This window comes from Lactobacillus sp. WILCCON 0058 (genome assembly GCF_057198005.1).
Genome location: NZ_JBUBHM010000001.1, coordinates 1,309,642 through 1,328,779, shown reverse-complemented (window position 1 = coordinate 1,328,779; position 19,138 = coordinate 1,309,642). Strand labels below are relative to the sequence as shown.

Sequence of the window (19,138 nt, the reverse complement as noted above, 5' to 3'; positions counted from 1 at the left end):
GCAAGCGAAAACGCGTCCTATTAAGCAAGGACGCGTTTATTTATTGTCTGAAGTTTTTGGAGTTCTTTTGCCTGATCTCGCTGGCACTTTCCTGGTAGCATTCAACCAGTGCCCGGTTCATGGACCTGAGACCACTAAAGCCGCACTGCTCAGCGATCGTTTCCAATGTGCCTGGATCGGTTAGAAGCAGTTTCCTGGCCGCGCGGGCTCGCAGATTCCGCAGATAGGCGGCAACGGTGATCCCCATGTTCTTCTTGAAAAAGCGGGCCAGGTATTCCTTAGAGATATGGGCGTGAGCCGCGATCTCGCTTAAACCGATTGGAGTTTGATACTGGTCGTAGATATAGTCCAGTATCTCCTGCATCCTTTGGGTGATAAAGAGCTTCTTTCCCAGCTCCAGCTGGCGGGGAATCGTGAAGTCTTCCAGCAAGATTTCCAGCACTTCCAGGCTTAAAGCGCAAACCTTGATTTCCCGCAAATCATCTTCCGGTCTTGACCAGGAGTCGTAGATGGCCCCCAGCTTCTTTTGCAGGAGCTGGTAAGCAGCCTGCTGCATTTTTGAAAAAGTTCCTGGATCATTGATCGCAAATTCCAATTCGCTAATTTTCGGGAAAAGACCAGAGACGAAGTTGTAGGGATAGATCATGGACAGGGCCTGGCCATCTTGGTTAGTCTCAATGCTGTGAACGGACTGAGAGTTAACCACGATAATCCGGCCAGGAGAGGTCTGGTAGGTCTGGGCGTCAATCTGGAACTGGTCGATTGACCCGGCCACCGTGTAGCTTATTTCGATTCCTTGATGCCAGTGAGGCGGGATTTCGCTAGGCGTTTCACCATCTGGCAAGGGAAAAGTCATCAGCCAGATAGGCAGGTTGCCGGTTGGCTTGACCAGTTCGTGTTCCAGTTCAGCCATGCTGTTACTTCTTTAAATACTTTCTGAAGAAGTTAAGTTCATCCAGGTTGCATTGCTTGGCGATGTCGTCTCTTTGGTTGCAGTGGAAGACGTGGCCGCGCGGGTTGTCGTTGTCGCCATAAATGTGCAATTCATGCGGGATTTCCTTGGCCAAAAGGTAGCCGTCCAAGCGAACAGCAGAATCGTGCAAAAAGTCCTGGTTGGCGGTCATGATGAAAAGTGGCGGCAAGTTTTGGGTCAAGTACTTCTCCGTGTCCAGCATCTCTTCTTTGCCCTTGACTGCTTCCGGGGTAAAGTAGGCGCCAGGTGCTCCATTGGTAAAGCCCGGTGTGAGCATGAAATAGGCTCCGCAGTTAAGCGCAGCTGCTCTAATTGTCAATTTAGGCAATTCGTAGGCAAAAAGTTGGCGGAACTTATCGTTAGTCAAGATGGCCAGGTACTGCTCTTCCATCTGCCCGCCGGCTGAGTCGCCGACCAGGAAGACATTGTCAGTGTCCAGGTCGTATTCAGCTCCATGTTCAGCTACCCAGTGCATGACGCGGTTGACGTCATCCAGCTCGCTTGGGAACTGGACGTCTGGAGCCAGACGGTAGTTGAAGTTGACAAAGGCAAAGCCTTCCTTAGCCAGGCCCATTCCGTAGAACTGGTAGGTTTCTTTAGTCCCATAGACCCAGCCGCCGCCATGGATGCTGATGATGACTGGCACTTTGCCAGTCCGGTCTTTAGGCAGGTAGATGTCCAGCAGGTTCCACTTTGGGTCTGGCCCGTAGCTGATGTCATTGATTCTTTCTACCTCTGGAATTTCGGTTGGCAGGCCTTCGTCACGTTTGTCGTCGCCGGCCTTGAATTCACTGCGCAGCTTAATAACTGCTTCTGCTAATTCTTCTTTAGTCATGATATTCTCCTTTCATTTGTAAGCGTTTAACTAGATTATAGTCATTATCCCAGGAATTGGCTAGGGCAAAAAGTTGACCGCAAAGAGGCGGAAATTGATCTAAATAAAAATAGCAAGGTCAACAAGCGCCGGATTTCTGACAAGTTATGACATTGAAACCGCTTGCTCAGAAAGCTATCATAGTTAGCAAACAAGCAGGAGGTTTTGAAAATGTCTGAGAAGAAAAATGTTAAAGACAAGGCGATTTTTAAAGTTTCGCTTTTGTCCATATCTTTGTTTTTGATGATGGCTCCGCAGATTGCTTCGGCTCTGCCCTTGATGTACAAGGCTTTTCCAGAGGTAAGCAAGGCCGGGGTTGAATCTTTAGCCACGGTGCCGAACTTTGGGATTATCTTGGGGTTAGTAGTCAGTCCGGTATTGATTCGCTTTATAGGGGAGAAGGCAACGATTATTTTTGGACTGCTCTTGACCCTTTTGGCTGGGACCTTCCCAATGTATGCAAGTCAATATGGGCCGATCCTGATTTCCAGATTTTTGATCGGGCTAGGAATTGGTCTATTTAATTCCCTGGCCGTCAGCTTGATTCCACAGTTCTACAAGAGCGATGAAGAAGAAATGGCAACTATGATTGGCTATCAAAATGTGATGGGCAGCGTTGGCGCGGCAATTTCATCCTTCTTGATCAGCTACTTGGTTACGATCAGCTGGCATGCCGCTTTCGCGATCTACTTCCTGGTCATCCCGTCCTTGATTCTTTTTGCAATCTTCGTTCCTTTGCCAAAGAAGCAGGCAGATGTAGCAAGTAAGCAAAAGAAGTCTAAGCAGCGGATCAATGGCAAGGTTTGCTTGATTGCGGCCTTGATGTTCTTGATCTTCCTTTTCTACATGCCGATGTCCTACAAGCTGCCGACTCTGATTGTTGAAGAGCACCTGGGCTCTTCCAGTACTCCGGCCCTGGTAGCAGGGATTTCCACCTTGATCTCGATTCCGATTGGGGCTAGTTTCGGTTTCTTCTTTAAAAAGCTGCATGACAAGATTTTCCCAGTTGGTTTTTCGATTGTTACCCTGGGCTTTTTGATTACGACTTTTGCCAGCAGTCTGGTCATGCTGTTTATCGGCGTGATCGTCCTGGGCTTTGGCTTCGGTTTGGGCGTGCCTTACATGTACAACTGGCTTGACTGGGCAGCCCCAGAAGGCAGCGTCAACTTAGCCACGACTATCGTTCTGGTCCTGGTCAACCTGGGCTGCTCGGTTTCGCCAACTGTGGTTGACTACTTAAGCGGCCTCATGGGCAGCAGCAGCTCCCGGACAGCCATGCTGGTCAGCACCATCTTCTTTGCCTTGATCACGGTTTACGCTTTTGTTCACTATCTCAGGGTGCACAGAGTGGCTGTCAAAGCAGAATAAAATGAGTATTCTAAAAGAAAGCTGGCTTTGTCCAGCTTTTTTTGCTAAAAATTAAGTCCAGCTGAATCCTTTAACTTTGCTATAATGAAGTCACCTTTAAAAGTAAAAGCAGGAGGAAAAAGAAAAAATGGAAGCAGTCAAAGCAGAAGATTTGTATCAGGTTGTCAGCCTGGGCAACTTGCAGGCTAAGGGCAAAAGGGCAATACTCGCCAGAAACCAGGCCAAGGCCGATGGGGAAGGCTACTGGAACTGGCTGGATGTCTTTGAAAATGGCGAGCTCAAACGCTTGACGACTTTAGGGCAAGAGAAGAGCTATGCCTTAGTAGAAAAGGCGGTCTACTACACGGCTCAAGATGGCAAAGGAGGCAGCTTGCTCTATAAGCAAGAACTGGACCAGGCTAGTCCAGCAAAAGTTGCTGAGTTCAAAGAAGCTGGCTACCAGGTAATCAATTCAGTAAAAGACCGCTACCTACTTTTAAGCAGACGGGCGGACCTGGCTGAAGGGAAATCGACTGACTACCAAGTCCTGGATGAATTGCCTTATTACTTCAACGGCCAGGGTTACATCAACAAGCTCCGCGACCGCCTTTATGTCTGGGACTTAGAAGAAGAAAAGCTGACTGAACTTTTCAAAGCTGAGCCAGACTTTACGGTTATGGAGACCTTTGTAGTTGGTGAAAAAGTCTACGTGGTGGGGGTCAGCTACCAGACCCGGCGGCCCTTTGACGGGACGGTCTATGAAGTTGACCCAAGAACAGGAGAAGCCAAGCAGCTTTTAGCAGCAGGCAAGGCTGAAGTATCGGCAATTTTTGCCTTTAAAGAGCAAGTCTACTGCTTCGCCAACACCCATAAAAAGACCGGCTTAAACGAAAATCCGGAATTCTACCGGTTAACGGAAAAGGGCCTGGAATTGGCAGCCCACTGGGATAATTCCGGCCAGAGCGCTATTGCCGGGGACTGCTCCGTCATTGCCGGCAACTCATTTGACGTCTATGGTGACAAGTTCTACTTCGTGACCACCATCGTTGACCACGATGAAATCTACGTTTTTGACGGACAGGAAGTTAAGCCCTTTTTCGCCACTGACGGGATCATCAAGGGCTTCCGTTTGACAGGGGAAGACGAATTTTTCCTGGAAGCGGCCTTTGCCAACGAACTTTTGGAATTCTACCAGGTGAAAAATGGCCAGGTAGAAAAATTATCCAGCTACAATGACCAACTTTTAGCTGGCAAATACGTAGCCAAGGTCAACCAAGTTGAATATGAATCAGTTGAAGACGGAAAGCAGCACGGCTGGGTGCTCTTGCCAAAGGACTACCAGGCAGGCAAAAAGTACCCGGCAATCCTGGATGTTCACGGCGGACCCCGCGCTACTTACAGCAAGGCCTTCTTCCATGAAATGCAGGTTTGGGCCGGCAGCGGCTATTTCGTCTTCTTCTGCAACATCCACGGGTCAAACGGGCAGGGGAACCAGTACGGCGACTTGCGGGGCCGCTACGGGACGGTTGACTACGAGGACTTGATGAAGTATACCGACGCGGTTTTGGCCGCTTATCCAGACATTGACCAAAGCCGTTTGGGGATCACTGGTGGCTCTTACGGGGGCTTCATGACCAATTGGGTGATCGGCCACACCGACCGTTTCCAAGCGGCAGCTTCCCAGCGGTCTATCTCAAACTGGCTCAGCTTTGAACACTTGTCTGACATTGCCCCGGAATTCTGCGTTGACCAGGTGGGGGCAAGTGAAGATGATGATCCGGAAAAGGTTTGGCTGCACTCACCGCTCAAGTACGTGAAAAACGTGAAGACGCCGACCCTGTTTTTGAATTCGGATGAGGACTACCGTTGCCCGGTCGAAGAAGGGATGCAGATGTTTCATGCGCTTCTGTCCCACGGCACGGAAAGCCGGATGGTGGTTTTCCACGGAGAGAACCACGAACTGTCCAGAAGCGGCCGGCCAAAGAACCGCTTAAGCCGGTTAAATGAAATCCAGAACTGGTTTGACGGGCACTTGTGATAATGAAAAACTCCCTGAAGCAATATGCGGTAAATGCATAACAGACCATCAAGAATAAGCATTGTACATATTATTTCCACCTTCCTATAATTAACATAGAATTGAAATTGAGGAGGAAAAAACATGTACGACAAGCTGATGACTTTAAGTAATGGAGTGCAGATTCCCCAGATGGCTCTGGGTACTTGGTTTATTGCTGATGACAAGGCGGCAGAAGCAGTCCGGGAAGCGGTAAAGATCGGCTACCGGCATTTTGACACGGCCCAGGCCTACGGCAATGAACGCGGGGTCGGCGAAGGGGTCCGGACGGCAGGGATTCCAAGAGAAGAAATTTTTGTTACCTCAAAGGTTGCTGCGGAAAACAAATCCTATGAATCAGCCGCGGCTTCAATTGATGAAAGCCTGGAAAAGCTGGGCCTGGACTATATCGACTTGATGATCATCCACAGCCCGCAGCCATGGAAAGAAGTCAACCAGTCAGACAACAGATATTTCGCGGAAAACCGGGAAGTCTGGCGGGCGCTGACTGATGCCTACAAGGCAGGGAAGGTCAAGGCGATCGGTGTTTCCAACTTCTTGAAAGAAGATATCGACAACATTTATGACTGGGCAGAAGTAAAGCCGATGGTCAACCAGATCCTTTGCCACGTGTCAAACAGCCCGCTTGACTTGATCGATTACTGCCAGAAGAAGGATATCGTTGTTGAAGCATATTCCCCGTTGGGTCACGGCGAAATCATGAAACAGCCAGAATTGGTTGAAATGGCCAAGAAGTACGGGGTAACTGTTCCTCAGCTCTGCATCCGTTATGACATCCAGCTGGGGACGGTCGTTTTGCCAAAGACAGCAAATCCTGAACATATGAAGATCAACGCGGATGTGGACTTTGTGATCTCAGACGAGGATATGGAGACTTTGAAGAATGTCAAAGTGATCAAAGATTACGGAGACAGCGGCGTCTTCCCAGTCTACGGCGGAAAGATGTAGCAATAGTTTTTGAATATAATCTGCCCTGCAATGTCAGACAACGCTTTTGCTGCTTGCAGGGCATTTTTATGCTTACTGTTTGGCCAAAAGAATACATCCAGGTAGAATAGAAATTGGCAAATAAACAAATTGGAGAGATGAAAAGAATGAAGACAAGAAGCAAGCATTTGGCAAAAATTATCCCGCTTATGCTGACCGGTTTGCTTTTCCTGGCGGGATGCCAAAGACAGCTGACTAAGACGGAGAAGAAAGCTCAGGCAAAGGAAACGGTGACCTTCTTCTTCCATGGCTACGGATCCAGCATCAACGCGGAAAAACATATGGCTGAAGCGGCCAGACAGGCGGGCAAGACCAATGAAGTTTTGGAAGCTACGGTCAACGAAAACGGGTCAGTCAAAATCAAGGGCAAGTTCGCTAAGAAGCCCAAGAATCCAGTCGTTTTAGTCGGTTTTGCCGACAACCAAAATCCCGACTACCATAAGGACGGCTGGTATGCCTACAAGGCAGTCAAAACGGCCCAGAAGAAGCTGGGCTTTTCCAAGATGAACCTGGTTGGCCACTCCATGGGCAACATGGCCATCAGCTACATGATCATGGATTATTCTGCTAAGAAGAATTTCCCAAAGATCAAGAAGCAGGTTGACATCGCCGGCCACTTCAACGGGATAATTGGCTTTGACAAAAATTCAAACTCAAGTCTGGATGCATCCGGCAAGCCGAAGAAGATGAATTCGACCTATCAAGAACTGACGCGGCTCCGGCAGGTCTATCCAAAGGGAATTGACGTCCTTAACATTTACGGTGATACTGGTAAAAAGTCAGACGGCCGGGTCTACAACAATTCCTCTAAGTCGCTCAAGTACCTTTTAGTCAAGGCCAAGAGTTACAAGGAATTGAAGATCACTGGCAAGGGTGGCCAGCACAGCCACCTGCATGAGAACAGCCAGGTGGACCAGGCCCTGCAGAAGTTTTTGTGGGAGTAGGAAGGAAAGAGGCAGAGCATGACAGCGGAACTCATAGAACTTGATGAAACATTTGCAAACGATTTTTGGCGGCTGAGAAAAGAGCTGTTTACGGAACTGGGGGAGGTCGCTGAAAAAGAAGATTTGTCCGCCCTGGAAGAAGCAACAAAGCAGTACTATCTGGCCCACATTGGGCGGGATTTAATCAGCTGGGGGATGCTGGAAGACGGAAAACTGGCGGCAACTGGTTCGCTTTGCCTTTTTAGCCGGATTCCCTACGCGGAGAACCTAACCGGACAGGAAGGCTATATCTTGAACATCTACACTTCACCTAAGTCCAGAAAGCAGGGCTACGCCAAGCAAATTGTCGATGAAATAATCGACTATGCCCGTAGAACCGGAATCAAACGCCTTTGGCTGAATGCCAGTGAAGACGGCGAGAGCGTATACGAAAAGAAGGGCTTCAGTAAAAAGAATAACGAGATGGAGCTGTTTTTGTAGAAAAATAAGGCCAGGCGCTATGGTAAGTGCCTGGCCTTTGTGCTATGCTTCCGGTCTATGTTAATCCTCTGAACGCTTCTTCCTGCTTACATTCAGTGTATTTTTTGTCCCAATCTGGATCACGGAATGGATTTAAACTCTCTGGAACAAAAACGATTATTCCATCTCTTCCCTGGTAGACGCTGTACTCTTCAGCATCAGCTACGATATTCTTCGGAATCGGGAGAACTTTCGAGTCGCCAACTTGTCTTATTTTTGCTCTGTTTTCTGTCATTTGGGGTCTCCTTTCAATTCCATTGCTTACACAAAGTATATACCGGAAAAGACAATCAAGCCAAAAGATTCCGAGCGGCAAAACATGTCCTTTAGGAAATATCTACCCAAAACCTTTCAAGCAAACTGCTTGGAAGGATTTTTTGTGGGAAAAACAAGATCCGTGTAGCAGGTTGGCCCGAAAAAGTCAAATTCAATAAGTAAGAAATAATGTGAATTGCTGCCAGAATCTAAATATTTCGCGAGAGACCGGGACTTTTCTTAAAGGCTAATTAAATAAGTTGGGTATTTTATTATACTTTCATACCGATATTGCAATCAGATTTGATGATTATTATAATATGCATTAGAAAGAATAGGATTATTACTTATAAGAGATGAGAGAGGACCGAACCATGAACATCAAAAAGATTGTTAAGTTGGCTATCCTGCCAGCATCACTGATTGCTTTATCACAGACCAGCCTGCCAAGCGTTATTGCCGACGCCTTGACTCCAGCTTCTACTGGCAGTACGGCAGCCGTAGCGCAAACCGCCAAAAGCGCTGACGTGGCCAGCATCGCTGCTCTTGCCGCAAAGGCAGAAGGCGGAAGCGGCGCGCTTGGTGAAGGCTGGGTAGTAGTTCCAGGCATCCCAGCTAAGCCAGGTATTCCAGCTAAGCCAGGCGTACCGGGCAAGCCAGGTATTCCAGGCAAACCAGGCATCCCAGGCTACGGGTCTCTTGCTTCAACTGCGGCAACTGCAGCCACAGCCGCAACCGCGGCGACTGCCGGCACTGCAGCAACGGCTGCAACGGCTGCTACTGCTCCTACGGCAGTCAAGGTCAAATAGCCCCCAGTCATTCAAAGGGGGTGGTGATTTATCAGTCAGACGATTTTTGAAATATCACTAACGGGCGTAATCATTTATGTCCTCTGGGTCTTCTTGCTCCTGGCCGCGGGGCAAAACGGCAAGTCAATTGAGCTTGATCCCTTATTAACCAAGGGCTACCAGTTGGTCTTGCTGGTCCCGGCCATGAATGAAGAAGGCATCATCGAGCAGACGATGCGCCTATTTTTAAGGGAAACGGCGAATTTACCTAATGTAAAAATGGTCATCATCGATGACGCGTCCAGTGACGACACGGCCTTCTTGGTCAAAAGCTTTAGCAAGCGGGCTGGCGGGAAAATCCAGCTTCTGCAAAGGCGGCTGCCCCAGGCCCAGACAGGCAAGGGCAATGCTCTTAACTGGGCCTACCAGCAAGTCGTTATGGACAATAGCGACCCGGACCATTTGATCTGCGGCGTTTTGGACGCGGATGCCTATATGGCAGAAGAAAGCTACCAGAAGGTCATCCAGTATTTTGCCCAAGATGAAAAACTGGACCTGCTCCAGACACGGGTAGGGATGCTGGAGACCAGAAATTGGCTGCAGATCATGCAGGACATTGAGTTCACGGTCATCAACGACTGGATTCAGAACACCAGAAACCGCTTGGGCAACGCGGCGGCATCGGGCAATGGCCAGTTTATTCGGGTATCCTCGGTGACGGCCCAGCGGCCATGGGGCAACGCCTTGCTGGAGGATTTTGAGTTCAGTACCCGCTTTTTGCTAGAGGGGAAGAAGACTTTATATGCCGGGGATGCGGTGGTTTATCAAGAAGCCATCGACAAGCCCCGCCCCTTTATCAAGCAGCGGGCCAGATGGACGCAAGGAGGGCTTGACTGCCTCTTTGGCTACTGGCCGAGAGTTTTAAAGAGTCACCGGATCAACCTGCCAGCTAAGGCGGAGATGTCATTTTACATGCTGATACCTTTTGTCACCTTGGTTACAGGGATTGCCAGCTTGATCGTTTTTGCCTTTACCTTGAGCAATTTCGATGACTACTGGAGGCTCTTAGCGGTGATCGTGGCAGTCAACATGATTTTCAACATGTATATCATTGTCCAGTACCAGCGGGCCAGCCAGACAAAGCAATATGGGCTTTTGATCTGGACCGTGTTAACTTTTGCTTTTTATAATTACTTGCTTTACCCGGCGATCGTGATCGCTTTTTATAAAAAAATCAGCGGACGGACCAACTGGGTTAAGACAACACATGGAATTAAGAGAAAAATCGGGAGGAAAGTCTCATGAAAAAATGGAAGTCAACTTTAATGGTGGCAAGCGCCACTTTAGGGATGTTCTTTGCCTTTGGCAACAGCAGCGTTAAGGCTGATGACGTAAACGACACGGCTAACACGACTGCCGTGCAAACGCAAACTGCGCAAACCACTCAAACTACTCAAACTGCTACTGAACAGACAACTGGCAGCAGTTCAGAAACAGCTGCTACGGCTAGTCAAGCAACTGAAGCTACTACTGCCAGCGAAGCAACCACTGCAAATCACGCAACTGAAGCAACGACCGCAGATACGGCAAGCAAGGCTGAAAACGCGGCAACTTCAGAAAAGTTAGCAACTGACTTAGTGGACACGGCTGCAACTGCCGGCACTGCCGAAACTGCAGCAACCGCTCCAACTGCAGGCACTGCTGAAACTGCGGCTACTGCACCGACTGCTGGTACTGCTGGCACTGCAGCTACTGCTCCAACTGCTGGTACTGCCGGAACTGCTGGTACTGCTGGCACTGCCGGAACTGCTGGCACTGCCGGTACTGCCGGTACTGCCGGAACTGCTGGCACTGCCGGAACTGCTGGCACTGCCGGTACTGCCGGTACTGCTGAAACTGCACCGACCGCCCCAACTGCCCCAACTGCACCTACTGCCCCAACTGCTCCAACTGCACCGACTGCACCTACTGCCCCAACTGCGCCAACCGCGCCTACAGCACCTACGGCTCCAACTGCCCCAACTGAACCAACTAAGCCAACCACTCCAACTTGCCACCGCTACGTTGTCGTTGTAATTGTCCGGGTTCACTACTACAGTTACCGCAGCTACAGCTGCCGTCCATTCTTTGCAATGCACCATTGCTTCCGCAGCTGCGCTTGGATGCCATTCTTCTTCTAAGCCGGCAGCTCTGACTTAAATACATTTTTTCTCCAATACAAATCAACTCTCTCTATTTGCTTAGAGAGAGTTTTTTGATGCAACATTATTATTTCATTTTCTGGATATATTGATTGTAAAAGCCATGGTTGGTCCAGCCATAGGGGTTATCCGTGCTCTTGAGAACTTTTTCCGGCAAATTGACCAGCAGTACTGATAACACGACAAGAATGATGATCCCGCCGGCGATGTCAGTCAGCTTAAGCCGTTTTTTGACGAAGCAAACCGTATAGGCAATCCCTAAAGGCAGCCAGCAGGCAAGGGCAGTGACCAGTCCAGGCGCGTAAAAGCCGGTGTTAATACCCATGTGGGCAAAAATTTCCATTGAGTGCCGGGCAAGATAGAGGTGAATGAAGCATTCAAAGTAGGAAAAAATCATAACTCCAAAGCTCATCTTGCGGCCATATTTGCCAGCTTCCACCAGGATAAACCAGAGCAGAGCCCCGCCGAAGTTCGTAATCAAGTCAGTGAGCTTGTTCATGGGATAGAGGCCGCGCAAAGCCGGAGATGAATTGATGTTATAGATATAATGAAATCCCCCAGGGATCACCCATTCTTCCCAAACGTGCAGGGTTAGGGTGATCACGGTGAAGGCCCCAAGTTTCCGCCAGCTGTCCCAATTTTTCCATTGAGTGATCAGCTGCACGGTTAAAATGATGCTCATGATGATCATGCAGTAGAGCCACCCCCAGGACACAAAGTAAAGCCATGTATGCCACATTTGTCTCTTCCTCCTTAGCTTGTTTCGCTACATTTGTTGCGTTTAATCATATGATGTGCTAGGATTCGCTTTGATACAAGCTTTTTTAAAAAATCCGCTTCACGGCAATGGAATCTTGTAGCGAAACGGAGCAGGAGGGGAAAATGTACCATATCAGCAATGACGCGCGGACAAAAAGGTCGGCAGAAAGGGCCTGGCTGGCGGTGAAGAAGTGTCTTGAGCAGAAAAGTTTTGCGGATATAACTGTGATGGACCTTGCTAAACAGGCGGGCATGGCGCGGACGACATTTTACCGGTCTTTTGATAATACGGCGGATGTGCTTGTCTGGAAGTGTGAGGAGAGTTTCCGCGAAGTGATGGATAGTTACCGGCCAGAGAAATTTGGCGGTGAACTGGACTTAGCCCGGCACTTTTTTGCCTATTGGGCAGACCATTATGAAATCCTGGAGCTCTTGCTGAAAATTGGCCGGCAGGACATCATTTACAGCTGCCATATGAAAAACGCGGAGCTTTTGGCCAGGCGATATGGAGAAATGCCAGGTTTGCCAGAGGCGCATAAGAATTACTTTATGGCGGTCAGGACAGGTTTTATGATCAGTATCTTGACTGCCTGGATCAAGGGAGGAAGAAAAGAAAGCGCGGGCGAGCTGCTGGCGATTATGGAAGAACAGATTGTTTTGCTGGGAAAAGGGATGGGGAAGAGAATTACCGATGTGCGAGATTAGAGACAAGGAGAAAAATATGACCGACGTGACAGAACTGACTTATGGCCGGACCAAGACTTTCTTAATCAATGGCAAGCTGCTGATCGATACAGACTGGGCTGGGACTTTGCCTGCTTTTTTAAACTGCATCAAAGAGCAGGGAATATCCTTAGATGGCATCGAGTATCTGCTGGTCACGCATTATCACCCGGACCATATGGGGATCGCGGCGGACTTGATGGCACAAGGCGTTAAGCTCTTGGTGATGGATGTACAGAAGAATTTCATTCACCGGCCAGACGCAATTTTTGCCAAAGAGAAGAAGACCAGGTTTACCCCGATACCAGATGAGCAGGCCATTTATTTGAAGTGCGAGGATAGCAGGGATTTTTTGAAAAAGCTGGGGATTGAAGGAGAGATTATCGCTACGCCTGGGCATTCTGATGACAGTATCAGCTTGATCCTGGACGACGAAAAAGCTGCCTTTATTGGCGATATTCCGCCGCTTGAGCAGATTGAATACTATCATGATCCAGTTTTGAAAAAGAGCGTGGAGACGATTTTAGCGCGGGGAGTGACAACCCTCTACCATAGCCATTGGCCAGAGGAAGAAATTATGGATTAGAGAAAGCGGTGACATACTAGGGTATAATTAAAGCAGTACGTTTTGGAGAAGTGAAAAAGGGGGACTAAAAATGCTGCTGTATTCGACCATGCTTGATGTAAACGATACGCTGACTAAGGAAAAATTCATCCAGTTAGTGATCAAGTGGAACCAGGAGAGCCAGTACGAGGAGAATGTGATTCCAGGGCTAGCCTGGGACGGGCAGATGAATGTCAGGTACGGGGATGACCAGCATTGGCTGGAGATCGAGGAGTACAGAAACGGGAATACTGTCGCTATCCGCTATCAAAAGGTTGAGGAAAACGGCCGGATCTGGAACAGCGATTATGTCATGAATTTTACCGCGGGCAAGATGCACATTCAGCTGGACCGGAGCTTCACGGGGGATGCAAATGACCTGGACCAGGAATTTTCCACCCCGCACTTTTTGACCTTCTTGATTGAGGAGGGGCATCTTAAAGCAGATGAAGATCTGCCAGTTACTAGAGAGCCGATTTATGTTGGCAAAAATAACTTTGATCTGCTGGCGAAAGTGATTAAAGGCGAGTCATCCCACCAGCTGCCGGTGGTGTATGTGTCAAAAAACAAACGGGGCCAGTATCCAGTTGACGTGAATTTACTGGCCAGCAAGCTCAAGGGCGTGGCACATGTGCTGGTTCAAGAGAGCCCGAACTATGACGTAACAATCAAAGATCTGAAGGAGCATCACGGGGCAGTTGGGGTCTACTATCCAAACAAGGCCGTTCAGCCGAAGCATTTTTGGTATAAGGATACCACGGCGCAGAGGAAAAATATGCTGGATAGCGTAATATACTCGGTGATGACCTATTGCAACTGCCAGCAGGTAGATGGAGCTTATACTTGGGATGGCGTGCTTAACTCGATTTCCAGGGACCGGCTGGAGAGCCAGCGGGAAGAGCGGGAGCAGGCTGAAACGGAGAAGGAACAGGTCTACTCAGAATTTGATGATGAGCTGAGAACTTTGCAGGAGCGGATTGACAGCTTGACCCAGGAAAACGAGGCTCTGCGGGCAGAAAACGCGGGTCTGCACAGCAAGTTTGGTGAGATGGACAAGCGGCCGGTTTTGGTTATGGGGGATGAAGAGGATCTCTATCCAGGCGAGATCAAGGAGCTGGTGCTGTCGGTCATAGCTGATGAGCTGGAGCGCCGGGTTGCGAAACAAAGCAGACGAAGTGATGTTTTTTCAGACCTGATCGAGAAGAATGGCTATCAAGGCGTCTACCGGAAAAAGAAGGCTGAGATTCAACGGATTCTGAAGAATTACACTATTATGGACGCCAAGACCCGGAAGGCTCTGCAGGATTTCGGCTTTAGGATCGAAGAGGACGGCAAGCACTACCGGCTGACCTATTTCGGTGACGCCCGCTACAACACCACGGTGGCCAAGACGCCGAGCGATGCCCGCGCCGGAAAGAATATCGCGCACTATATCGAGCAGACGATGATGTAAAATAAAACTTAGGTATAGAAAAATGGGGTTAGGAAAATGAATGATGTTACTGTTCTAAATATTGTGCAGCCATATTTATATGGCGGGAAAGTAAATATTTCGGATCTTGAAAATAAAATTCTCCCACAATTTTCTAAGCAGCAAGGGTATGAATTCGTTAATATCTTAGCCGATCATCATATTGAAATTGATTACGGTGATCGTCCTACAGATGCAAGTGATGCTACTAAAATTACTGAAAGTGCTGATAAAACGCAATCCCACATTGCTCAACAAGGGCCAATGCTCTTTGGTAGTGAAGGTAATTTGAGTGAAGTGTTGAATAGCTCAGATTTTAAAAAGCAAGTAGAGAATAGCAAGATCGAAGCGGATTATCACGACAATTTTGAATTGATCAAGGACTATCGTGATCAAGAATTAACGGATGAGGAAAAAGAAGATGCACGTGATCAGATCTGGCTTGTAAATAAACGATTAGTACAGAAAGTTGCGTGTCATTATTATAAAACTCATACCACTGGGTCGATGTCTTTGGAAGACCTGATTGTAGAAGGGTATTTTGGTCTAGACAAAGCAATCGATAAATTTGATCCCAACTTGGGGTACGAATTTTCTACATATGCGGTTTGGTGGATAAAGCAAAGTATTGACCGTGCTGCTAAAGATAAGGCCTATACTGTTCGGCTACCTGTCCATGTTCAAGAATCGATAGTTAAGTTGACAAGATTGGAAAGAGAAAATCTGACGGATGATCAAATTATTGAGCAAATGTCAATTTCCAAAAGTACTTTGCACGATTTACGCACAAATCGTGCAGTATTTCAAAACATGGTTTCGATAAATATGAAAATTGGGTCCGAAGAAGATGGTGATACATCTTTGGAAGACTTTCTGAGCTATTCCAATGATTTTATGCATGATGATGAGCAGTCACCAGAAGATCTTGCTTTAAAGGTCGATGAGGTAGAGGATATATCTAAAATGTTGCACACCGAACTAAAGACTCGCGAAGAAGAGGTTTTGCGGATGAGGTTCGGCTTTAATAACCAAGAGCCAATGACTTTAGAAGCAGTTGGGAAGAAGCTTGGCATAACTCGTGAGAGAGTAAGACAAATTGAAGAGAAAGCTTTAAAGAAACTGAAAGCATATGAAGCAAGGTTAGAATATGAGTGATTACAAAGAGATCTTAACTAAAAAAATTTCCGAGACTATTAAGCAAAATGAAAGTAGTACTTTAAAGAAGACTCTGTTTATACCCGTGGGGGTTGATTTAAGCGCGGAATACCCAGAGAATAAATTTTCCAGCCTTAATACTGATTCATCTTTGCTAGATGTGGTTGAGTATACAAAAACAAACATCCATCAAGACATTGTAAATAATTACAGTAACAACAAGTCGTGGATGTGGCTTAGCTACGAAGAATACAGCCAGTGTCGAGAAATCATAGATGGTTTCTTTGAAGTCAAATTTCTTAAGAATAATCTTTATTACAATTTCTATCCGTTGAACCAGAATTTAGATTTAGCTGAACTGGCATATGAAAAAGACGGTGAAGAGATTGAAGACGAGCAACAAAGCCAATTGGACTTATTTTATAGGTTTTATGGTAGTGTTTTGCGTACAGATGCTGGGAGATACTTTGTGTCTTATCAGCTTGAGCCATCAGATGATCAGCTAATAGAAATATTTGCTCCTCAACCGAATCTTGGCTTACTTGAGGACATAAATGATTCAGCAAAGCACGTAGAATTGGAATCTGAAACTGACTTCTTGGATTTAACGGCTGACATCTTAGTGGGCAAAAGCTTTAATCATATTCAACTTTTAACGGAAACACAAAATTTGAATAACATCCCAGATAAGTTGCTTGAACGTGTAGAAATTTTATTGGATCTTCTTCCAACAAAGAATTCGTTGGGTATTGTCATTGTCAGACCAGAACAAAAGCCAATACAACATTCTGAAGAGTACCATCGAATCTTATCTGAGTATTGGGGATACCCAAGTTTTCGTGACTTGGAAATCTATAAAGATGTACAGAAGAGTAAAGCAATTATCAATGTCTCTCAAGAGGCTATTATTGATAGCATCGTTTCTCAAGCTGAGCAGGCTCTTAAAGGTGAAAGTTATCGAGATGTGTTTGTTACCTCTCCAACTGGTGCAGGTAAATCGATAATGTTCCAAATCCCAGCGATATACATGGCAGAGAATTATTCTGACGAAAAGCCGTTAACCTTAGTTATCTCGCCATTGATCTCGTTAATGCAGGATCAAGTTGCAGGGATGCAAAAGAAGCAATATAACAAAGCAGCTACGATAAATTCAAACCTGTCAATAATAGATAAGAACAGAATAGTTAATCAGATCAAGAATGGAGAAATTGACATTCTGTATTTGTCTACCGAAACGTTACAGAATCGTTCGAATATCAGCGATTTGATCGGGGACAGAAAGATCGGATTATTCATTGTTGACGAAGCCCACATTGTTACTACATGGGGTAAGTCGTTTAGAGCTGATTACTGGTACATGGGCATCTATCTTCAGAAACTTCGGCAAAAATACAACTTTCCGATAGTAACTTTTACAGCAACAGCCATTTATGCTGGTGTGGAGAACATGTACGCGGAAATCCGCACAAGTCTGAATATGGTTCGCCCAATTACTTACTTCGGAAAAGTTAAGCGTAACGATATTTACATGGAAGTGTTTGATGAATCCCATGAGGATTTAAAGGGAAAAGACTATCTTACTACGAAGTACAACCTGGTTCTCTCAAGGTTAAAGCTGTTTAGTAAAAATAACATGAAGACGTTAGTTTATTTTCCAACAGTAAAGACTCTTTTAGCGGTACACAGTTTCTTAAAACAGTCTCCAGAGATATACGATCAGACTAGTGTTTATTATGGACCGCTTAATAAAGAACTCAAGGAAGAAGCATATCAAGATTTTAGGTCAGGAAAGAAACCATTTATGCTGGCAACTAAGGCGTTTGGGATGGGGATTGATATTTCAGACATTCAAAATGTCTACCATTATGCCCCAACAGGCGACCTACTAGATTATATCCAAGAGATTGGACGTGTGGCTCGTGATGAGAGACTAAATGGTTACGCTTGGGTTGACTATTTCAAGAATGACCTATTTGAGATACAGCGTATGCATGGTATGTCAGCAATCCGTAAGTACCAAATCTTAGCTGTCATGGAAAAAATTCGTGAGATTTACCATACGAAAAAGACTCGTAACTTGATAATGAATGCGGACGACTTCCGCTATTTACTGCAGAATGCAAATTCAGAAGATGATTCAAGCATAGACAATCGACTGAAGATTATTCTTTTGATGATTGAAAAGGATTTTGAGCAGAAATATGGCTACTCTGCGTTCTATGCTCGTCCTCGTCAATATTTTGGCAAAGAACTTGTCTTTGGTAATGAAGAGCAACGTAAACTTTGGAAAGAATATGGTTATGATGGATATCTAAGTCGAGTTGATTCGCTTATCAATTACGATAAGTATGACTCAGTATATGCATTCAATTTAGTTGCTTTTTGGGAAGATCGCTATAAGAATATTTCTTACCCGCAATTTAAGTACTTTGTATTTACTGGTGCGAGTTTGGACAATAAACTTAGTCAGTCAGATCGAGAATTTTTTGGAAAATTAAACTTTTGCTCTGGCTTGAAATATAAGCTAACAGTTTCGGCTAGCCAAGCACTAGCAGATTTCAAGAGGAATCTTAAAGTGCTAGATGATTTCTTGATGCAATGCCAGATTGGTCGGAGATATTTTGATAGAAAAATGTTAGCTAGCTTTTTGCAAAAGAAGCTGAAGATAGATTCGTCTAAGGCATCAAGACTTAGTGACTCAATAATCAACAATTTATTGCAGTATCAAGATTCAAGACAAATAAGAGCGATTATGGAGAAGCCACGCGGTAAACAGATGATGTATAGCGTGTTGCTAAACTACGATCAGTTGTTGGATGGATTAGAGAGTGTTGCACGTAATCTCTTAATCAAGTGCTTTAACAAGGGCACTGCGGATGAAGAGAATGTAGTCTTGTATCGTTGGAGAATCTTTGCGAATAGCAAAACTCGTGGAGCAAACACGGAAGTTATTGTGTTGGGGCTAATGGAGAGCTTTGGACTGTGCAGCTATGAGGTCATCAGTAGTGATAGCCCGGAAATATATATTAGGGTGAACAGTATGTACCCTATTGAGCGTGCATTGGAGAATCCAGATCAATATCAAAATCAACTTCTAAGTGATGTAGCAAAGAAGTACTATATCTCAGTTGGGATGTTCAAATATTTGTTTACGATGCCAAAACATGGTAATAATGAGATGGAAATTGTTACGAATTATACCAATGAATTTTGGGACATCGTTGAAGACTATTTCTTTGGTAAATTTCCTGCAGCTGTTGAGAAAGAGATTTACCAACCGAGAGGAAGATCACATTAAATAGGTATACCTAGTTGAGCATGGTTGCTTGAAGTGTAGGTCTGAGAATCGAATTGATTGCAACTACTGGACAAGGATGGACTATAGCTAAGTAGATGTATCCCCCTAACGCGAATTTAGGTGCTAGGGGGATGTTTTTTGCTACCATATTTTTGTAATTTAG

At 46.2% G+C, this 19,138-nt stretch carries 17 protein-coding genes; 13 read left to right on the top strand and 4 right to left on the bottom strand.

From position 1 onward, the window contains the following. Nucleotides 1–40 precede the first annotated feature (40 nt). Both ACYVUU_RS06195 and ACYVUU_RS06190 read right to left on the bottom strand, forming a co-directional pair. The gene (locus ACYVUU_RS06195; protein WP_484500339.1) at nucleotides 41–913 is read right to left on the bottom strand and encodes an AraC family transcriptional regulator; all 873 of its coding nucleotides are present in this window, start codon (nucleotides 911–913) and stop codon (nucleotides 41–43) included. Nucleotides 914–917: 4 nt separating this feature from the next. After that, nucleotides 918–1,808, bottom strand: coding sequence for an alpha/beta hydrolase (locus ACYVUU_RS06190; protein WP_484500338.1), 891 nt, complete (start codon nucleotides 1,806–1,808; stop codon nucleotides 918–920). A 210-nt stretch (nucleotides 1,809–2,018) separates the two neighbouring features. On the opposite strand from ACYVUU_RS06190, the gene ACYVUU_RS06185 reads away from it, so the two are divergent. The 5 genes from ACYVUU_RS06185 (at nucleotide 2,019) to ACYVUU_RS06165 (ending at nucleotide 7,682) form a co-directional block, all read left to right on the top strand. Then, entirely contained in the window at nucleotides 2,019–3,215 is a 1,197-nt protein-coding gene (locus ACYVUU_RS06185) for an MFS transporter (protein WP_484500337.1), read from the top strand. 127 nt (nucleotides 3,216–3,342) lie between these two features. Beyond that, nucleotides 3,343–5,232 (top strand): alpha/beta hydrolase family protein, encoded by a 1,890-nt coding sequence (locus ACYVUU_RS06180; protein WP_484500336.1) that lies wholly within the window; start codon nucleotides 3,343–3,345, stop codon nucleotides 5,230–5,232. Between the two features lie 123 nt (nucleotides 5,233–5,355). Continuing rightward, a complete protein-coding gene (locus tag ACYVUU_RS06175; RefSeq protein WP_484500335.1) occupies nucleotides 5,356–6,219 on the top strand; it encodes an aldo/keto reductase in 864 nt (287 codons plus the stop codon). 137 nt (nucleotides 6,220–6,356) lie between these two features. Next, nucleotides 6,357–7,202, top strand: coding sequence for an alpha/beta hydrolase (locus ACYVUU_RS06170; protein WP_484500894.1), 846 nt, complete (start codon nucleotides 6,357–6,359; stop codon nucleotides 7,200–7,202). Nucleotides 7,203–7,220: 18 nt separating this feature from the next. Then, nucleotides 7,221–7,682: a GNAT family N-acetyltransferase gene (locus tag ACYVUU_RS06165; protein WP_484500334.1), complete on the top strand. Its 462-nt coding sequence runs from the start codon at nucleotides 7,221–7,223 to the stop codon at nucleotides 7,680–7,682. 55 nt (nucleotides 7,683–7,737) lie between these two features. Here ACYVUU_RS06165 and ACYVUU_RS06160 read toward each other — a convergent pair whose 3' ends face one another. Continuing rightward, entirely contained in the window at nucleotides 7,738–7,956 is a 219-nt protein-coding gene (locus ACYVUU_RS06160; protein ID WP_439775963.1) for an antitoxin of toxin-antitoxin stability system, read from the bottom strand. 394 nt (nucleotides 7,957–8,350) lie between these two features. Between ACYVUU_RS06160 and ACYVUU_RS06155 the strand changes: the two genes are divergently transcribed. The 3 genes from ACYVUU_RS06155 (at nucleotide 8,351) to ACYVUU_RS06145 (ending at nucleotide 10,944) form a co-directional block, all read left to right on the top strand. Continuing rightward, the gene (locus tag ACYVUU_RS06155; RefSeq protein ID WP_484500333.1) at nucleotides 8,351–8,785 is read left to right on the top strand and encodes a hypothetical protein; all 435 of its coding nucleotides are present in this window, start codon (nucleotides 8,351–8,353) and stop codon (nucleotides 8,783–8,785) included. Nucleotides 8,786–8,878: 93 nt separating this feature from the next. Next, complete coding sequence (locus ACYVUU_RS06150; RefSeq protein ID WP_484500332.1) at nucleotides 8,879–10,069, top strand: glycosyltransferase family 2 protein; 1,191 nt, start codon at nucleotides 8,879–8,881, stop codon at nucleotides 10,067–10,069. Then, a complete protein-coding gene (locus tag ACYVUU_RS06145; protein ID WP_484500331.1) occupies nucleotides 10,066–10,944 on the top strand; it encodes a hypothetical protein in 879 nt (292 codons plus the stop codon). The genes ACYVUU_RS06150 and ACYVUU_RS06145 overlap by 4 nt, the downstream gene beginning before the upstream one ends. Before the next feature lie 88 nt (nucleotides 10,945–11,032). On the opposite strand, the gene ACYVUU_RS06140 is transcribed toward ACYVUU_RS06145, so the two are convergent. Next, nucleotides 11,033–11,704, bottom strand: coding sequence for a hypothetical protein (locus tag ACYVUU_RS06140; RefSeq protein ID WP_484500330.1), 672 nt, complete (start codon nucleotides 11,702–11,704; stop codon nucleotides 11,033–11,035). Nucleotides 11,705–11,847: 143 nt separating this feature from the next. Between ACYVUU_RS06140 and ACYVUU_RS06135 the strand changes: the two genes are divergently transcribed. The 5 genes from ACYVUU_RS06135 to ACYVUU_RS06115 all read left to right on the top strand — a co-directional run bounded on the left by ACYVUU_RS06135 (nucleotide 11,848) and on the right by ACYVUU_RS06115 (nucleotide 18,975). Beyond that, nucleotides 11,848–12,429 carry a TetR/AcrR family transcriptional regulator gene (locus ACYVUU_RS06135; protein WP_484500329.1) on the top strand — a complete coding sequence of 194 codons (582 nt, stop codon included), beginning with the start codon at nucleotides 11,848–11,850 and terminating at the stop codon, nucleotides 12,427–12,429. Next, nucleotides 12,416–13,033 carry an MBL fold metallo-hydrolase gene (locus ACYVUU_RS06130; RefSeq protein WP_484500328.1) on the top strand — a complete coding sequence of 206 codons (618 nt, stop codon included), beginning with the start codon at nucleotides 12,416–12,418 and terminating at the stop codon, nucleotides 13,031–13,033. Before ACYVUU_RS06135 ends, ACYVUU_RS06130 begins: the two co-directional genes overlap by 14 nt. Before the next feature lie 70 nt (nucleotides 13,034–13,103). After that, nucleotides 13,104–14,504, top strand: coding sequence for a hypothetical protein (locus ACYVUU_RS06125; protein WP_484500327.1), 1,401 nt, complete (start codon nucleotides 13,104–13,106; stop codon nucleotides 14,502–14,504). A 36-nt stretch (nucleotides 14,505–14,540) separates the two neighbouring features. Then, a complete protein-coding gene (locus tag ACYVUU_RS06120) occupies nucleotides 14,541–15,677 on the top strand; it encodes a sigma-70 family RNA polymerase sigma factor (RefSeq protein ID WP_484500326.1) in 1,137 nt (378 codons plus the stop codon). Beyond that, a complete protein-coding gene (locus ACYVUU_RS06115; RefSeq protein WP_484500325.1) occupies nucleotides 15,670–18,975 on the top strand; it encodes a DEAD/DEAH box helicase in 3,306 nt (1,101 codons plus the stop codon). The genes ACYVUU_RS06120 and ACYVUU_RS06115 overlap by 8 nt, the downstream gene beginning before the upstream one ends. Nucleotides 18,976–19,138: the final 163 nt, after the last annotated feature.

Bases quoted from the DNA above. Each gene is read 5' to 3' on its own strand.
- ACYVUU_RS06195 (WP_484500339.1), bottom strand. From the start codon at position 913: ATGGCTGAACTGGAACACGAACTGGTCAAGCCAACCGGCAACCTGCCT.
- ACYVUU_RS06190 (WP_484500338.1), bottom strand. From the start codon at position 1,808: ATGACTAAAGAAGAATTAGCAGAAGCAGTTATTAAGCTGCGCAGTGAA.
- ACYVUU_RS06185 (WP_484500337.1), top strand. From the start codon at position 2,019: ATGTCTGAGAAGAAAAATGTTAAAGACAAGGCGATTTTTAAAGTTTCG.
- ACYVUU_RS06180 (WP_484500336.1), top strand. From the start codon at position 3,343: ATGGAAGCAGTCAAAGCAGAAGATTTGTATCAGGTTGTCAGCCTGGGC.
- ACYVUU_RS06175 (WP_484500335.1), top strand. From the start codon at position 5,356: ATGTACGACAAGCTGATGACTTTAAGTAATGGAGTGCAGATTCCCCAG.
- ACYVUU_RS06170 (WP_484500894.1), top strand. From the start codon at position 6,357: ATGAAAAGAATGAAGACAAGAAGCAAGCATTTGGCAAAAATTATCCCG.
- ACYVUU_RS06165 (WP_484500334.1), top strand. From the start codon at position 7,221: ATGACAGCGGAACTCATAGAACTTGATGAAACATTTGCAAACGATTTT.
- ACYVUU_RS06160 (WP_439775963.1), bottom strand. From the start codon at position 7,956: ATGACAGAAAACAGAGCAAAAATAAGACAAGTTGGCGACTCGAAAGTT.
- ACYVUU_RS06155 (WP_484500333.1), top strand. From the start codon at position 8,351: ATGAACATCAAAAAGATTGTTAAGTTGGCTATCCTGCCAGCATCACTG.
- ACYVUU_RS06145 (WP_484500331.1), top strand. From the start codon at position 10,066: ATGAAAAAATGGAAGTCAACTTTAATGGTGGCAAGCGCCACTTTAGGG.
- ACYVUU_RS06140 (WP_484500330.1), bottom strand. From the start codon at position 11,704: ATGTGGCATACATGGCTTTACTTTGTGTCCTGGGGGTGGCTCTACTGC.
- ACYVUU_RS06135 (WP_484500329.1), top strand. From the start codon at position 11,848: ATGTACCATATCAGCAATGACGCGCGGACAAAAAGGTCGGCAGAAAGG.
- ACYVUU_RS06130 (WP_484500328.1), top strand. From the start codon at position 12,416: ATGTGCGAGATTAGAGACAAGGAGAAAAATATGACCGACGTGACAGAA.
- ACYVUU_RS06125 (WP_484500327.1), top strand. From the start codon at position 13,104: ATGCTGCTGTATTCGACCATGCTTGATGTAAACGATACGCTGACTAAG.
- ACYVUU_RS06120 (WP_484500326.1), top strand. From the start codon at position 14,541: ATGAATGATGTTACTGTTCTAAATATTGTGCAGCCATATTTATATGGC.
- ACYVUU_RS06115 (WP_484500325.1), top strand. From the start codon at position 15,670: ATGAGTGATTACAAAGAGATCTTAACTAAAAAAATTTCCGAGACTATT.